We start from the raw sequence: 15797 nt of genomic DNA on the forward strand, positions 1-15797 counted from the left end.
GCGCGAGGCGCCGTCGATCGCTTACTTGGCAGGCGCGCTGGCTGCAGCCGATGCACCTTCGGCCGGCGCGGCGGCCGCTGCCGGACGGTCCGGCACCGGGAACTTGGCGCCGCCGGCGTTGGCCAGGTACACCACGGCACGGCCGATTTCGATGTCTTCGAAGTCGCCACCGCCCTGGGCGGGCATGGCGCCCTTGCCCTTGAGCGCGTGCTCGAGCAGCGTCGCGTAGCCCTGGCCGATGCGCGGGCCCCAGGCTGCGGCGTCGTTCAGGTGCGGGGCGCCGGGGATGCCGGGTGCGCCGTGGCAGGCCACGCACTGGGCCTTGAACACGGCGTCGCCAGCGGCCAGCGGCCGGTTGGCGTCACGGATCTCGATGGAGCCGACCTTCTTGAGGCGCTCGGCCACTTCACGGTCGCGCGATTCCTTGGTCACGCCGTAGAGCGCCATGTTGTCGCCCTCCGCGGTACCGGCGGGCTTGGTGCCCGAGACCACATAGGACACGAGGCCCACGATGATCAGGATCGGAATGATGAAAGAGAAAAATACCGCGAGCAGCAGTTGCTTCGGGTTCTTGATCGGGCCGGTATGGGCTTCTTCTGTGGCCTGGTTGTGCGGGTCTGCGCTCATGGCGTCCTCAATAACGGGGGGCTCGTCGGGGGCTTTTTCTAACCAACCGGCGATTATAGAGAGGCCCTTTGCCCGCGCGGGCAATTGACCTCTCCATATCGGACGCGCAGGTGTCTCAACCGTTGTTGCGTGTGGCCCAGCCGCCACCCAGCGTCTTGTACAGCGTGACCTGGTTCTGTAGCTGCAGCAGGCGCGTGGCCACCGCCGATTGCTGCGCCGTGAACAGCGAACGCTGTGCGTCGAGCAGGTCGAGCGCGCTGGCGATGCCGTTGCGATAGCGCAGGTCGGACAGCTTGTAGCGCACCGCCTCGGCGTCGGCCTGCGCGGTCTGCGCACGCGCCTGCTCGCCCAGCGTGGCGCGGCCTGCGAGCGCGTCGGCCACTTCGCGGAACGCGGTCTGCACCGACTTCTCGTACTGCGCCACCGCGATCTCGCGCCCGGCCTTGGCCGAGTTGAGTCCCGCGATGTTGCGGCCCGCATCGAAGATCGGCAGCGTGACCGTGGGCGCGAAGCTCCAGGCCTTGGTGCCGCGATCGAACAGGTTCGAGAACTCGCTGCTCGCGGTGCCGATCGAGCTCGTGAGCGACACGCGCGGGAAGAAGTTCGCGCGCGCCGCACCGATGTTGGCGTTGGCCGCAATCAGCTGCTGCTCGGCCGCGCGGATGTCAGGCCGCTCGGTCAACAGGTCGGAGGGCAGGCCGGCCGGCACGTCGGGCATCGGGCGGATGCCCGCGAGACCCTTGGTGCCGCCGGCGGTGGCCTCGGCCGGCACCGGCGCGCCCAGCAGCAGCGCAAGTGCGTTCTCGTCCTGCAGGCGGGCACGCTGCTGCTGCGCATAGGCGGCGCGTGCGGTCTCGGCCTGCGAGTTCGCGGCCTGGAAGTCGATCTCGGACGACACGCCGTTGTCGAAGCGCAGCTTGGTCAGGCGCACCGACTCGTCGCGCGTGACCATGGTCTGGCGCGTGATCTCGAGCAGCTCGTCGTCGGCCAGCAGCGTGAGCCAGCCGCTGGCCACGGCCGCGATCAGGCTGATCTGCGCAGCCTTGCGCGACTCTTCCGTGGCCAGGTACTGCGACAGCGCCTGGTCCTTCAGCGCGCGGATGCGGCCGAAGAAGTCGAGCTCCCACGCAGTGAAGCCGAAGTTGACGGCGTACTGCGAGGCCACGCTGCCTTGCGTCGGATCGATCGCCTGGTAGGCGTTGGGGCTCGAGCGCGAGCCCGTGCCCGTGAGGCCGAGCGCCGGGAACAGCGCCGAGCGTTCGATCTGGAACTGCGCACGCGCCTGCTCGATGTTGAGCACCGACACGCGCAGGTCGCGGTTGTTCGCCAGCGCCGTATGGATCAGGCCCGCCAGGCGCGGGTCGGTGAAGAAGTCCTGCCAGGGCAGGGCGGCCGCGGCGGGGCCCGACGGCTGTGCCGGGTCACCCGGGTAGGTCGTCGGCACCGGCGCCGCGGGGCGCTCGTAGGTCGGGATCAGCGAGCAGCCCGCCAGCAGCATCGCGGCTGCCAGCACGGTGGGGATCAGAGGTTTCTTAGTCATGGTGTGTGGTATCTCCCGTGATGCCGGCCGCTGCCGCATGCCGCTTGTCGGCCTCGTGCTGGCGCGCGCTGCCCTTGAACAGCGTGCGCACCACCACGAAGAACACCGGCACGAAGATCACGGCCAGGACCGTGCCGGTCACCATGCCGCCGAGCACGCCGGTGCCGATGGCACGCTGGCTCGCCGAGCCTGCGCCCGAAGCCAGGACCAGCGGCAGCACGCCCAGGCCGAAGGCCAGCGAGGTCATGATGATGGGACGGAACCGCAGGTGTGCGGCCTCGAGCGCGGCCTCGACCACGCCGCGGCCCTGCGCCTGCAGGTCTTTCGCGAACTCGATGATCAGGATCGCGTTCTTCGCGGACAAGCCGATGATCGTGATCAGGCCCACCTGGAAGTACACGTCGTTGGAATAGGCGCGCAGCATCGTCGCCACCAGCACGCCCAGCACGCCCAGCGGCACCACCAGGATCACCGACAGCGGGATCGACCAGCTCTCGTACAGCGCGGCCAGGCACAGGAACACCGCCAGGATCGCGAAGCCGTACAGGATCATGGCCTGCGAGCCGGCGAGCTTTTCTTCACGCGACTGGCCGGTCCACTCGAAGCCGAAGCCTTGCGGCAGCTGGCCGGCGAGCTTTTCCATCTCGGCCATGGCCGCGCCCGTGCTCTGGCCCGGCGCCGCGTCACCGCTGATGCGGATGGCGGGGTAGCCGTTGTAGCGCACGGTCTGCGTGGCGCCCGAGACCCACTTGGTGGTCGCGAAGGCCGACAGCGGCACCGGTTGGCCCTTGGTGTTGACGGCGTTCAGGCGCAGCAGGTCGTCCGGCTGCATCCGTGCCGGCGCATCGGCCTGCACCACCACGCGCTGCAGGCGGCCGCGGTTCGGGAAGTCGTTGATGTAGCTCGAACCCAGCGAGGTCGACAGCGCACTGTTGATCGCGTCGAAGCTCACGCCCAGGGCGTTGGCCTTGTCGCGGTCGATGTCGATCTCCAGTTGCGGCGCGTCTTCCAGGCCGTCAGGGCGCACCTGCGCGAGGATCTTGCTCTGCGAGGCCATACCCAGCAGCTGGTTGCGTGCGTTGATCAGCGCCTCGTGGCCTGCGCCCGCGCGGTCTTGCAGCCGGAAGCTGAAGCCGCTGGCGTTGCCCAGCTCGGGAATCGGCGGCGGGCTCAGCGGGTAGATGAAGGCGTCGCGGATGCCCGACAGCGCACCGAAGGCACGGCCGGCCAGCGCGCTGGCCGAGTTGGCCGGGTCCTTGCGTTCTTCCCAGTCCTTGAGCGTCACGAAGGCAAGGCCCGCGTTCTGGCCCTGGCCGGAGAAGCTGAAGCCCATCACGCTCACGATGCTCTGCACTTCAGGCTGCTTCAGGATGAAGCCTTCGACCTGTTGCATCACCGACAACGAACGCTCTTGCGTCGCGCCCGGGGGCAGTTGCACGTTCACGATGATGTTGCCCTGGTCTTCCTCGGGCAGGAACGAGCTCGGCAGGTGCGTGTAGAAGTACGCGACGGCGCCGATGATCGCGGCGTAGATCACGAGGTAGCGTGCGGCGCGGCGCAGGATGCGCGCGACCACGCCTTCGTAGCCCTTGGCCGTGCGCGAGAAGCCGCGGTTGAACCAGCCGAAGAAGCCGCGCTTCTCATGGTGGTGGCCGGCTTCCACCGGCTTGAGCAGCGTGGCGCACAGCGCCGGCGTGAGCGACAGCGCCATGAAGGCCGAGAAGCCGATCGAGGCCACCATCACCGCCGAGAACTGGCGGTAGATGTTGCCGGTCGAGCCCGCGAAGAAGGCCAGCGGCACGAACACCGAGATCAGCACCACGGTCACGCCGATGATGGCGCCCGAGATCTGCTGCATCGCCTTGCGCGTGGCGTCGAGCGGCGACAGCCCCTCTTCGCTCATGATGCGCTCGACGTTCTCCACCACCACGATGGCGTCGTCCACCACGATACCGATCACCAGCACCATGCCGAACATGGTGAGCACGTTGATCGAGAAGCCTAGTGCGAGCAGCGTGGCGAAGGTGCCCAGCAGCGCGATCGGCACCACGATGGTCGGGATGATCGTGTAGCGCCAGTTCTGCAGGAACAGGAACATCACCAGGAACACCAGCGCGATGGCTTCGAACAGCGTCTTCACCACTTCGGAGATCGAGATCTGCACGAAGCGCGAGCTGTCATAAGGAATGTCCCACTTCACGCCCTTGGGGAAGTAGCGCTCCAGCTCGGCCATCTTGGCGCGCACGGCCTTGGCCGACTTCAGCGCGTTGCCGGTGGGCGTGGGCTGCACGCCGATACCGACCGCGGGCACGCCGTTCAGGCGCGCCGAGGTGGCGTAGTTCTGGCCGCCGAGTTCGACGCGCGCCACGTCTTTGAGGCGCACGGTCGAGCCGTCGGTGTTGGCGCGCAGCACGATGTTCTGGAACTGCTCGACGCTGTTGAGCTGGCCGTTCACCGTGACCGTGGCCGAGATCGCCTGGCCGGGGATGTTCGGCAGGTCGCCGAGCGTGCCCGAGGCCACCTGGGCGTTCTGCGCGCGGATTGCGGCATTCACGTCGTTGGCCGACAGGTTGAAGCCTTGCAGCTTCGCCGGGTCGATCCAGATGCGCATCGCGTTCTCGGAGCCGAACAGCTGGGCCTGGCCCACGCCGTCGATCCGCTGCAGTTCCGGCACGATGTTGCGCGCGGCATAGTCACCGAGCGCCACCGGGTCGAAGTCGGGGTTGTCCGAGGACAGCATCGCGAACAGCAGGAAGTTGTTGCGCGACTTGTCCACGCGCACGCCCTGCTGCGTCACGGCCGAGGGCAGCCGCGGCGTGGCGCGCGAGAGCCGGTTCTGCACGTCCACCTGCGCGAGGTCTTCGTTGGTGCCGGCCTCGAAGCTGATGGTGATGGCGCCGGTGCCGTCGGCCTGGGCCACCGATTCCATGTAGATCAGGCCGGGCGAGCCGTTCATCTCGCGCTCGATCACGGACAGCACGCTGTCCTCGAGCGTTTGCGCGGACGCACCGGGGTAGGCGACGTTGATCACGATGGCCGGCGGGGCCACCGGCGGGTACTGCGAGATCGGCAACTGCGTGATGGCGACGCCGCCCACCACGATGATGAACAGTGCGATCACCCACGCGAAGATAGGTCGGTCGATAAAGAATTTGGCCATGCGAGGCGCTCCTGATTACTTCTTGTCAGCCGGGGCCGAAGCCGGGCTGGCGGCGGGTGCCGCTGCGGCAGCAGACGCTGCCGGTGCCGCGGGGGCAGCTGCGCCGTTCGGCGTCGGCTTCTGCCACGGCACCGCCTTCACGGGCGTGCCGGGCGGCATCATCTGCAGGCGCTGGAAGCCGTCGACCATCACCTGTTCGCCGGCCTTCAGGCCGTCGAGCACCACCCACTGGTTGTCCTTGGCGGCGCTGATCTTCACGGTGCGCTGGCTCAGCTTGCCGTCGGCGCTGACCACCGTGAGGTGGTCACCCTGCTGGGTGCGCGTGACGGCCTGTTGCGGCACCGTGATCGCGTTCGTCACCTGGGCCTGCTCGAGCTTCACGCGCACGTACAGGCCGGGCAGCAGCTCGCCCTTGGGGTTCGGGATCTCTGCGCGCAGCGTGACCTGGCCCGTGGTCGGGTCCACCGTGAGGTCGGAGAACAGCAGCTTGCCGTCCTGCCCGTAGTCGGTGCCGTCTTCGAGCACCACGCGGATGCTCGCGGCTTCTTCGCCGCTCGCACGCTTGTACTGGCCGGCGGCCACGGCGCGGCGCAGCTTGAGCACGTCGGAGGCCGACTGCGTGAAGTTCACGTACAGCGGGTTGATCTGCTGCACCACGGCCAGCTCGGTGGCGTCGCCCTGGCCGACCAGTGCACCTTCGGTGACCAGCGCGCGGCCGATGCGGCCCGCGATGGGCGAGGTGACATCGGCGTAGCCCTGGTTGATCTTGGCGGTCTGCAGCAGCGCGCGGTTGGCGGCCACGTCGGCGTCGGCCGTCTTGGCGGAGGCCACGGCGGTCGCGTATTCCTGCTTGCTCACGGCGTTGGCCTCGACCAGCGGCTTGTAGCGGTCGGCCAGCGCCTTGGCCTGCACGGCGTTGGCTTCGGCGCGGGCCAGGGCGGCCTGGGCGTTCTGCGTGGCGGCCACCAGCGGTGCGGGGTCGATGCGGAACAGCAGCTGGCCGGCCTTCACGTCGCTGCCTTCGCGGAACTCGCGCTTGAGCAGGATGCCCGGCGTGCGGGCGCGCACCTGGGCGATGCGCGAGGCTTCGAGGCGGCCGGGCAGCTCGGTCACGAGGCCCACGTCGGTGGGCTTGACCGTCACCACGCCGACTTCAGGCGCCGGACGGGCGCCACCGCCACCACCGCCCGGTCCGGCCGGGGCCTCGCCCTTGCCGCAGGCGGCCAGGAACAGGAGGGAGACGAGGGCCACGGTCGCGAGACGCGGCGAAAACGACAAGGACGGTTGACGCGAGACATGCAGAAGAGGCATGTGATTCCTTTGATGCGAAGACGGGAGATGGCGCGTTTGCGGGAGAGATCCGTAAACCAGCACGGGCAGGTGGGCCATCCGAGAAGCGCGCTAGTTTACATACATTCATGGATGTATAGTGACAGCCATGCAATGGCCCCACGATACGCAAAGGGCGTTCGCTTTACAAATCAGGAGACTTGGTGGCACGTCGTACGAAGGAAGAAGCACTGGCGACGCGGAATCGATTGCTCGATGCCGCGGAGTTGCTGTTTCAGGCGCAAGGTGTTTCGCAGACCACGCTGCAGCAGATCGCGCAGCAGGCCGGCGCGACCCGGGGCGCCATCTACTGGCACTTCAAGGACAAGGCCGATCTGTTCAACGCCATGATGGAGCGCGTGATCCTGCCGCTGGAGACGCCGCCCAAGAGCGACATCCCCGGCGATGACCCGCTGGTCGAGATCGAGGAAGGCCTGATCCATGCGCTGACGCTCATGGTCGCCGACCCGCAGGTGCGGCGCGTGTTCGACATCGCGACCCACAAGGTCGAGTACACGCACGACATGGCTTCGGTGCAGCAGCGCCACCTGGACGCGCGCAACGCCTGCGTGGTCGATTTCGAAAAGGCCCTGCGGCTGGCCGCGCGGCGCGCCCGCATCCGGCTGCCGTTGCCGGGCGCGGTCGCGGCGCAGGGCATGCACGCCCTGATGGGCGGGCTGATCCAGAACTGGCTGCTCGACCCCACGGCCTTCGACCTCGTGTCGACCGGGCGGCGCACCTTCCGTGTCTACCTGGCCGGGCTCGGTTTCCCGCGCACGCCGGCCGGTGGCGTCCCGACGGCGCACGACGCGGAAACCACCGCGGCCTGATAGGCCATAATGTGTGGCTCCGGTGCATTCCGGAGCACCCCTCTCGCTGTATTTCAACGGATAGAATTCGGCCCTCCGAAGGCTGAGATCCAGGTTCGATTCCTGGCGGCGGGACCACCTTCAAGACCGGAAATTCCGCAAGGGCTTCCGGTTTTTTCACTTCTTCCCCGACCCGGCCCGGCCTTGCGCGACAAGGCCGATCCGGAGATCCGCGCGACCGGGCCGTGACACGCCGTTGCACCCTGTCACCCGGACGCACGCATGTAAAAATTCCCCGCATGATGGAGCTCTCCGAACTGGACGAAACCAGCCTCGCAGCACACGCCGCCGAATGGCGTCGGCGCGCGCTGCGCGGCGAGAAACAGGCCCGCGGCATCGCACATGCCCTGGAGGCCGAGATGCGCCGCCGCTTCGGCGATTCGATTCCGCCGAGCCAGAGCGCCGACCTGGACACCCGCCCCCTGGCCCTGCGCCAGCCGCCACGCCCGTGGTGGAAGTTCTGGTGAGCCGGCCGCGCGCCTTCGCCGCCTGATCTCAGCTTTCTCGCAGCCGGCCGCCGGTTGCGGCGCCCCGCCGGCCCTGCCACCATGGCCGCATGGCATACCAACTTCACTACTGGCCCACGATCCAGGGCCGCGGCGAATTCGTGCGGCTCGCACTCGAAGCGGCGGGCGCCGACTACGTCGATGTCGCGCGGCTGCCCGCCTCGCAAGGCGGCGGCGAGTCTGCATTGGGCCGGCGGCTCGGTGACCCCGGCAACCCGCGCGCCGCGTTCGCACCGCCGTTCCTCGTCGACGGCGACATCGTGGTGGGACAGACCGCCGCGATCCTGCTGTACCTCGGCCCCAAGCTCGGGCTGGCCGGCATCGGCGAATCCGACGGCCTGTGGACCCACCAACTGCAGCTCACCATCGCCGACGCGGTGGCCGAGGCGCACGACACCCACCACCCGATCTCGACCGGCGACTACTACGAAGACCAGCGCGACGCGGCCCTTCAGCGTGCGCGCGCCTTCCGCGAGGCGCGCATCCCGAAATTCCTGAACTGGTTCGAGCAGGTGCTGCAGCGCAACCCTTCCGGCGACCTGCACTTGGTCGGCGACGTGTTGACCTATGCCGACCTGTCGCTGTTCCAGTTGGTGGATGGGTTGCAGTACGCCTTTCCGAAAGCCGCTGCGCGGGCGCTGGCCGATACGCCCGCTGTCGTGAAGCTGCACGCCAACATCCGGCGGCGCCAGCGCGTGCACGACTATCTGCAGAGCCCGCGCCGCATCGCGTTCAACGAGGACGGGATCTTTCGGCGCTACGCCGAGCTGGACGGTTGAGGGCTACGCGCCGTCATCGTCGCCGGCTTCGTTGCGGATGCGCAGCGCCAGCTCGTACAACGTGTTGCGCGGCGCACCGCTGATTTCGGCGGCCAGCTTCACGGCCGTCTTCACCGGCAGTTCCGCCAGCAGCAGGCGCAGCACGCGCTCGCCTTCTGCACCGCCGTCGCCGCTCACCGCCACGGGGTGCAGCACCAATGCGAACTCGCCGCGCGTGCGGTCGCGGTCGGCGCCGAACCAGTCGGGCAACGCGCTGGCGGCCACGGTGGCGATCTCTTCGAACTGCTTGGTGAGCTCGCGGCCCACGGTGATGCGGCGCTCGCCCAGCACGGCCAGCGCGCGGGCCAGGCTGTCGATGCGGTGCGGCGCTTCCAGCAGCACCACGGCGCGCGGCTCCTGCGCGAGGGCCTGCACGGCGGTGTCGCGCTCGCCGGCCTTGGTCGGCAGGAAACCCGCGAACACGAAGGCGCTGCTGTTGTGCGCGTTGCTCTCGCCGCCGTCGGCCACGAGCCCGGCCGCGCTCACCAGCGTGACGACGCTGCTGGCGCCAGGCAGCGGCAGCACGCGCTGGCCGGCCGCGCGCACGGCGGCGGCCAGGCGCGCGCCGGGGTCGCTCACGCCGGGCGTGCCGGCGTCGCTCACGTAGGCGATGCGCTCGCCCTGCGCGAGTCGCGCGACCACGGCCTGCGCGGCTTCGGCCTCGTTGTGCTGGTGCACCGCGAGCAGTTGGGCGCCGGGGCGGTCGATGCCGTAGGCGCGCAGCAGGCTCTGCGTGTGGCGCGTGTCCTCGCAGGCCACGGCGTCCACCAGCTGCAGCACATGCAGCGCGCGCAGCGTGATGTCGGCCAGGTTGCCGATCGGCGTGGCGACGACATACAGCGTGCCCTGCGGATAATGCTGCGCGCCCGCGGCGTCGAGCGCGGCCGGCAGGGCCGCGCCGAAGGAAGCGGGGGCGAGTGAAGCCAAGAGGTTTCTCCGTAGGGCAGCGAAAACAAAAAAACAGGGCAGGGAGCCATGACGACAAGCACCACGACCACGAAGCATCGCGGCGATGCGGCGGAAGACGCCGCGCTCGACCACCTGCGCCAGGCCGGCCTCGTGCCGGTCGCGCGCAATTATCGGACGCCGGGGCGCGGCGGCGGCGAGGTCGACCTGATCATGCGCGATCCGCGCGACGGCACCCTGGTGTTCGTCGAAGTGCGACAGCGCAGCGCGGGCTCGCATGGCGGCGCGGGCGGCAGCATCACGGCGGGCAAGCAGCAGCGCATCGTGCTGGCCGCGCGGCATTACCTGGGCCGGTTGCGGTCGCTGCCGCCTTGCCGTTTCGATGTGGTGCTGATCGAGGAGAAAATCACCTGGCTGAAAGCCGCCTTCGACGCCGGCTGATGCACCCCGAAAGGGAACTGAAGCCTTCCTGAAGGCTCCACCACTCAAACGTCTTGTTTCACGACCCCCAGTTATCATCGCGCCCCATGCTCGAGCAACGGATTCAGCAGCACTTCATCGACAGTGCCGACCTCAAATACCAGACCGGCCCGGTCCTCAGCAAACCCATCTCTCAAGCGATGCAGGCCCTGCTGGCCTGCGTGACCAGCGGCGGCAAGGTACTGGCCTGTGGCGCCGGCGTGTCGGGCCTGCTGGCCGCCCAGTTCGCGTCGAACTTCGTGGGCCGCTTCGAACGCGAGCGGCCCGAGCTGGGCGCGATCGCGCTGCCCGGCGACACCACCGACCCGGCGGCCGACAGCCCGCAGGCCGCCGATGCCGACCGCTTCGCGCGCCAGGTGCGCGCGCTCGGCCAGGCCGGCGACGTGCTGCTGGTGCTCAGCGCCAGCGGGCAGTCGTCCGCGGTGCTGGCCGCCGTGCTTTCCGCGCATGAGCGCGACATGACGGTGGTGGCGCTGCTCGGCAACGCCGCCACGGGGCTGGCCACCGCGGCGCCCGGCGTCGGCGGCACCGGCGGCGCCATCGGGCGCGCGCTGCGCGAAACCGATGTACAGATCAGCGTGCCGCACGAGCGTGCGGCGCGCATTCACGAAATCCACCTGCTCGCGCTGCATTGCCTGTGCGACGGCGTGGATGCCCAGTTACTCGGAGAACAGGAAGTTTCCTCATGACCATGACGACCCTGACCAAGGCCTCGACCCAACGTTTCGCCCTGGCGCTCACCCTGGGCGCCGCCCTGGTGGCCGGACTGTCCGCCTGCGTGCCGCTCGTCGTTGGCGGCGCCGCGGTGGTGGGCGTGGGCATGGTGGCGACCGACCGCCGCAGCTCGGGCGCCCAGCTCGACGACCAGGGCATCGAGCTGCGCGCCGCGGCCCGCGTGCGCGACATCGCCAACGACAACATGTACGTGAGCGTCACCAGCTTCAACCGCCAGGTGCTGCTGACCGGCGCCGTCGGCAACGACGCCGACCGCCGCCGCGTCGAGGACGAGGTGAGCCGCGTGGTCAACGTGCGCTCGGTGGTGAACGAACTCACCATCGGCGCCCCGAGCACCTTCCAGGACCGCTCGAACGACCTGTACATCACCGGCAAGGTGAAGGCCTCGCTGCTCGACGCCAAGGACATCTTCGCCAACTCCTTCAAGGTCGTGACCGAGCGCAGCACGGTCTACCTGATGGGCATCGCCACGCGTCGCGAAACCGACCGGGCCACCGAGATCACGCGCGGCGTGACGGGCGTGGCGAAGGTCGTGCGCGTGGTCGAGGTGGTGAGCGAGGCCGACCTGACCGCGAGCCAGGCGGCCAACCAGTCCGCCGCGCAGCGCGGCGGCACGGGCCCCGCGCCGGTGAGCAACGCGACGCCATCCACGCCGGGTGCTGCCTCGGGTTCGCGCGTGCCGCTGCCGCCGATGGAGCCGCTGCCCGCGCCGGCCGGTGGGGCGACGACCTCGCCGGTCCGCTGAAACCAAAAAGCCCGCTTCCGCGGGCTTTTTTCATTTGAGCCTGATGATGAGGCTGGAGGTATCCCAGCGCCTGCCGCCGGCCTGCTGCACGTCGGCATAGAACTGGTCGACCAGCGCCGTCACCGGCACGCGCGCGCCGTTGCGCTTGGCTTCGTCGAGCACCAGGCCCAGGTCCTTGCGCATCCAGTCGACGGCAAAGCCGAAGTCGAACTTGCCCTCGATCATGGTCTTGCCGCGGTTGTCCATCTGCCAGCTCTGGGCCGCGCCCTTGCCGATGACGCCGAGCACGGCTTCCATGTCCAGGCCGGCGCGCTGGCCGAAGGCGATGGCTTCCGACAGGCCCTGCACCAGCCCCGCGATGGCGATCTGGTTCACCATCTTCGCGAGCTGGCCCGCGCCGCTGTCGCCCAGCAGCGTGACGGCGCGCGCGAAGGCCATGGCCACCGGACGGATGCGCTCGAACACCGCCGCGTCGCCGCCGCACATCACGGTGAGTGCGCCGTTCTGCGCGCCCGCCTGGCCGCCCGACACGGGCGCGTCGATGAAGTGCAGGCCGCGCGCCTGCGCCGCCTTCGACAGCTCGCGCGCCACGTCGGCCGAGGCTGTGGTGTGGTCCACGAGCACGGCGCCGGGCTTCATGCCGGCCAGGGCGCCGTCGTCGCCCAGCACCACCGAGCGCAGGTCGTCGTCATTGCCGACGCAGCAGAACACGATGTCCGCGCCGGCCGCCGCTTCGCGCGGGGTGGGGGCGTGGCGGCCGGGGGCGCCGAACTCGGCGACCCAGGCCTGCGACTTGGCGGGCGTGCGGTTGTAGACCGTGACCGTGTGGCCGGCCTTGGCCAGGTGCCCGGCCATGGGCCCGCCCATGACGCCGAGGCCGAGAAAGGCCACCGTCTGGGCGGGAACGGATTCGTAGGTGCGGGGGTTGATGCTGCTCATGGCCGACAGCTTAAAGCCAAAGAAAGAAACAAGGCCGGCGCGCCCCGCGGTGCGCCGGCCGGCGCGGCCTCAGACGATCGCGAAGTGCTCGGTGCCGGCCGCCAGGTCGGTGCTGCGCGCGCGCTGGCTGTTGAGCTTGATCTGCAGGCGCAGGTCGTTGGCCGAGTCGGCGTTGCGGATCGCTTCTTCGAAGTTGATCGCGTTGCCCTCGAACAGGTCGAACAGCGCCTGGTCGAAGGTCTGCATGCCCAGGTTGCGGCTCTTCTTCATGATCTCCTTGATCTCGCCCACCTCGCCCTTGAAGATCAGGTCGGAGATCAGCGGCGTGTTCAGCAGGATCTCGACGGCGGCCACGCGGCCCTGGCCGTCTTCGGTGGGCACCAGCCGCTGCGAGACCAGCGAGCGCAGGTTCAGCGACAGGTCCATCAGGAGCTGCGCGCGGCGCTCTTCGGGGAAGAAGTTGATGATGCGGTCCAGCGCCTGGTTGGCGCTGTTGGCGTGCAGCGTGGCCATGCACAGGTGGCCGGTTTCGGCGAAGGCCACGGCGTGCTCCATGGTTTCGCGGTCGCGGATTTCACCCATCAGGATCACGTCGGGCGCCTGGCGCAGCGTGTTCTTCAGCGCGGCTTCCCAGCTGTCGGTGTCGATGCCCACTTCGCGCTGCGTCACCACGCAGTTCTTGTGCGGGTGCACGAACTCGACCGGGTCTTCCACCGTGACGATGTGGCCGTAGGAGTTCTCGTTGCGCCAGTCGATCATCGCGGCCAGCGTGGTCGACTTGCCCGAGCCCGTGGCGCCCACCAGGATGGTGAGGCCGCGCTTGGTCATCGCCACGTCCTTCAGCACCTGCGGCATGCCCAGTCCGTCGATGGTCGGCAGCTTGGCGGGAATGGTCCGCAGCACCATGCCGACCTTGCCCTGCTGCACGAAGGCGTTGACGCGAAAGCGCCCGATGCCGGTCGGCGAGATCGCGAAGTTGCACTCCTTGGTGCGCTCGAACTCGGCCGTCTGGCGGTCGTTCATGATCGAGCGCGTGAGCGCCAGCGTGTGCTGCGCGCCCAGCGCCTGCTGCGAGACCTTGGTGACCTTGCCGTCGACCTTGATGGCCGGCGGAAAGTCGGCGGTGATGAACAGGTCGCTGCCGTTGCGGCTCACCATGAGCTTGAGCAGGTCGTTGATGAACTGGCTGGCTTGATCGCGTTCCATGAGAGCGCTCCTTGATGTCTAGATTGAATCTGCAGGCGGCCGACCGCCGGGCCGCCCCAAGGCGGCCGCGCCTCCCCCTTGGGGGGTGGAGTTACACGAAGCGCAGCGAAGTGAAAAGCCGGGGGGCCTCATGACTAGCCGGGGAAGTTTTCTGGGATCTTGGCCTTGCCGCGCGCTTCGGCGGCAGAGATCGTATTGCGGCGCACCAGCTCCGTCAGGTTCTGGTCGAGCGTCTGCATGCCCGAGCCCTGGCCGGTCTGGATGGTGGAGTACATCTGCGCGACCTTGGCCTCGCGGATCAGGTTGCGGATGGCCGGCGTGCCCAGCATGATCTCGTGCGCCGCCACGCGGCCCTGGCCGTCCTTGGTCTTGCACAGCGTCTGCGAGATCACGGCCTGCAAAGACTCCGACAGCATCGCGCGGATCATTTCTTTCTCTTCGCCCGGGAACACGTCGATGATCCGGTCGATGGTCTTGGCGGCCGACGAGGTGTGCAGCGTGCCGAACACCAGGTGGCCCGTTTCGGCCGCGGTCATCGCCAGGCGAATGGTTTCGAGGTCGCGCAACTCGCCCACCAGGATGGCGTCCGGGTCTTCGCGCAGGGCGGAGCGCAGTGCATTGGCGAACGACAGCGTCATCGGCCCCACTTCGCGCTGGTTGATCAGGCACTTCTTGGATTCGTGCACGAATTCGATCGGGTCTTCCACCGTGAGGATGTGGCCGTACTCGTTCTCGTTGAGGTAGTTCACCATCGCCGCCAGCGTGGTCGACTTGCCCGAGCCCGTGGGGCCCGTCACCAGCACGAGGCCGCGCGGCTTGAGCGCGAGTTCGCCGAAAATCTTCGGCGCGTTGAGTTGCTCGAGCGTGAGGATCTTCGAGGGAATGGTCCGGAACACCGCGGCCGCGCCGCGCGCCTGGTTGAAGGCGTTCACACGGAAGCGCGCGAGGCCGTCGATCTCGAACGAGAAGTCGACCTCCAGGAACTCTTCGTAGTGCTTGCGGTGCGTGTCGCTCATGATGTCGTACACCATGGCATGCACGGCCTTGTGGTCCAGCGCATCGACGTTGATGCGGCGCACGTCGCCGTTCACGCGGATCATCGGCGGCAGGCCGGCCGACAGGTGCAGGTCGGAGGCTTTGTTCTTGACGCTGAACGCCAGCAGTTGGGTGATGTCCACGGGGCTCCTCAGGCAGGCTTTAGTGACGTTTTGATACGAATTCGGAAGATTATGACGATGATTGGCGACGATCTCCAGCAAGTAAGGGCCCGGATCGACCGGGCCTGTGCGCAGGCCGGGCGCGACCCGGCGGTGGTGCGCCTGCTGGCGGTGTCCAAGACCTTCGGGCCGGAGGCGGTGCGCGAGGCGCACGCGGCCGGCCAGGCGGCCTTCGGCGAGAACTACGTGCAGGAGGGCCTGGACAAGATCGCCGCGCTGGCCGACCTGCGCGCGGGACTCGAATGGCACTGCATCGGCCCTCTGCAGAGCAACAAGACGCGGCCCGTGGCCGAGCAGTTCGACTGGGTCCACAGCATCGACCGCCTGAAGATCGCCGAGCGCCTGTCGGCCCAGCGCCCGGCCCATCTGCCGCCGCTGCAGGTGTGCCTGCAGGTCAACGTGGACGGCGGTGCAAACAAGTCTGGCGTGCCGCCGGAAGAGGCCTTGGCGCTCGCGCGCGCTGTGGCGGCCTTGCCACAGCTGCAGCTGCGCGGGCTCATGGCGATCCCCGAACCGGCGCCCGATTTCGCGGCGCAGCGCGCGTTGTGCCTGCGCGCCCATGCGGTGTTCGAGGCGATCCGCGCGGCGGGCATCGCGCTGGACACGCTGTCGCTGGGCATGAGCGGGGACCTCGAGGCGGCGGTCAGCGCCGGCAGCACGATGGTGCGGGTCGGTACGGCGATCTTCGGCGGGCGGGCGCGCAAGCCCGCCTGAAGTCAT

At 68.7% G+C, this 15797-nt stretch carries 15 protein-coding genes and 1 tRNA gene; 8 read left to right on the forward strand and 8 right to left on the reverse strand.

Going from position 1 to position 15797, the window contains the following annotated elements; genetic code table 11:
- Positions 1–21 precede the first annotated feature (21 nt).
- From AC1RGU_RS28700 to AC1RGU_RS28715, 4 genes are all read right to left on the reverse strand, one after another.
- Positions 22–627 (reverse strand): c-type cytochrome, encoded by a 606-nt coding sequence (locus AC1RGU_RS28700; RefSeq protein WP_062481762.1) that lies wholly within the window; start codon positions 625–627, stop codon positions 22–24.
- 115 nt (positions 628–742) lie between these two features.
- The gene (locus AC1RGU_RS28705; RefSeq protein WP_492699606.1) at positions 743–2167 is read right to left on the reverse strand and encodes an efflux transporter outer membrane subunit; all 1425 of its coding nucleotides are present in this window, start codon (positions 2165–2167) and stop codon (positions 743–745) included.
- The gene (locus AC1RGU_RS28710; protein ID WP_062481757.1) at positions 2160–5327 is read right to left on the reverse strand and encodes an efflux RND transporter permease subunit; all 3168 of its coding nucleotides are present in this window, start codon (positions 5325–5327) and stop codon (positions 2160–2162) included. The genes AC1RGU_RS28705 and AC1RGU_RS28710 overlap by 8 nt, the downstream gene beginning before the upstream one ends.
- Before the next feature lie 15 nt (positions 5328–5342).
- Complete coding sequence (locus AC1RGU_RS28715; protein WP_492699604.1) at positions 5343–6638, reverse strand: efflux RND transporter periplasmic adaptor subunit; 1296 nt, start codon at positions 6636–6638, stop codon at positions 5343–5345.
- A 182-nt stretch (positions 6639–6820) separates the two neighbouring features.
- On the opposite strand from AC1RGU_RS28715, the gene AC1RGU_RS28720 reads away from it, so the two are divergent.
- From AC1RGU_RS28720 to AC1RGU_RS28735, 4 genes are all read left to right on the forward strand, one after another.
- Positions 6821–7486, forward strand: coding sequence for a TetR family transcriptional regulator (locus AC1RGU_RS28720; protein WP_370869694.1), 666 nt, complete (start codon positions 6821–6823; stop codon positions 7484–7486).
- A 42-nt stretch (positions 7487–7528) separates the two neighbouring features.
- A tRNA-Arg gene (locus tag AC1RGU_RS28725) sits at positions 7529–7603 on the forward strand.
- A 161-nt stretch (positions 7604–7764) separates the two neighbouring features.
- Positions 7765–7992: a hypothetical protein gene (locus tag AC1RGU_RS28730; protein ID WP_062481748.1), complete on the forward strand. Its 228-nt coding sequence runs from the start codon at positions 7765–7767 to the stop codon at positions 7990–7992.
- An 89-nt stretch (positions 7993–8081) separates the two neighbouring features.
- A complete protein-coding gene (locus AC1RGU_RS28735; protein ID WP_070063808.1) occupies positions 8082–8810 on the forward strand; it encodes a glutathione S-transferase in 729 nt (242 codons plus the stop codon).
- Positions 8811–8813: 3 nt separating this feature from the next.
- Here AC1RGU_RS28735 and rsmI read toward each other — a convergent pair whose 3' ends face one another.
- The gene (gene rsmI / locus AC1RGU_RS28740) at positions 8814–9776 is read right to left on the reverse strand and encodes a 16S rRNA (cytidine(1402)-2'-O)-methyltransferase (RefSeq protein ID WP_492699601.1); all 963 of its coding nucleotides are present in this window, start codon (positions 9774–9776) and stop codon (positions 8814–8816) included.
- A 48-nt stretch (positions 9777–9824) separates the two neighbouring features.
- Between rsmI and AC1RGU_RS28745 the strand changes: the two genes are divergently transcribed.
- The 3 genes from AC1RGU_RS28745 to AC1RGU_RS28755 all read left to right on the forward strand — a co-directional run bounded on the left by AC1RGU_RS28745 (position 9825) and on the right by AC1RGU_RS28755 (position 11715).
- A complete protein-coding gene (locus tag AC1RGU_RS28745; protein WP_062482319.1) occupies positions 9825–10196 on the forward strand; it encodes a YraN family protein in 372 nt (123 codons plus the stop codon).
- A gap of 86 nt (positions 10197–10282) precedes the next feature.
- Positions 10283–10924 carry an SIS domain-containing protein gene (locus tag AC1RGU_RS28750; protein ID WP_062482322.1) on the forward strand — a complete coding sequence of 214 codons (642 nt, stop codon included), beginning with the start codon at positions 10283–10285 and terminating at the stop codon, positions 10922–10924.
- Entirely contained in the window at positions 10921–11715 is a 795-nt protein-coding gene (locus tag AC1RGU_RS28755) for a BON domain-containing protein (RefSeq protein ID WP_492699599.1), read from the forward strand. The genes AC1RGU_RS28750 and AC1RGU_RS28755 overlap by 4 nt, the downstream gene beginning before the upstream one ends.
- A gap of 30 nt (positions 11716–11745) precedes the next feature.
- Here AC1RGU_RS28755 and AC1RGU_RS28760 read toward each other — a convergent pair whose 3' ends face one another.
- The 3 genes from AC1RGU_RS28760 to AC1RGU_RS28770 all read right to left on the reverse strand — a co-directional run bounded on the left by AC1RGU_RS28760 (position 11746) and on the right by AC1RGU_RS28770 (position 15038).
- The gene (locus AC1RGU_RS28760) at positions 11746–12654 is read right to left on the reverse strand and encodes an NAD(P)-dependent oxidoreductase (RefSeq protein ID WP_492699597.1); all 909 of its coding nucleotides are present in this window, start codon (positions 12652–12654) and stop codon (positions 11746–11748) included.
- A 69-nt stretch (positions 12655–12723) separates the two neighbouring features.
- Entirely contained in the window at positions 12724–13860 is a 1137-nt protein-coding gene (locus tag AC1RGU_RS28765) for a PilT/PilU family type 4a pilus ATPase (protein WP_062482331.1), read from the reverse strand.
- Positions 13861–13994: 134 nt separating this feature from the next.
- On the reverse strand, positions 13995–15038 hold the full coding sequence (locus tag AC1RGU_RS28770) for a type IV pilus twitching motility protein PilT (RefSeq protein ID WP_062482334.1): 1044 nt from the start codon (positions 15036–15038) through the stop codon (positions 13995–13997).
- A gap of 51 nt (positions 15039–15089) precedes the next feature.
- Between AC1RGU_RS28770 and AC1RGU_RS28775 the strand changes: the two genes are divergently transcribed.
- Positions 15090–15791, forward strand: a complete 702-nt coding sequence (locus AC1RGU_RS28775) for a YggS family pyridoxal phosphate-dependent enzyme (RefSeq protein ID WP_492699595.1) — start codon at positions 15090–15092, stop codon at positions 15789–15791.
- Positions 15792–15797: the final 6 nt, after the last annotated feature.

It is taken from the genome of Variovorax sp. GW823-FHT02B07, from assembly GCF_058797695.1.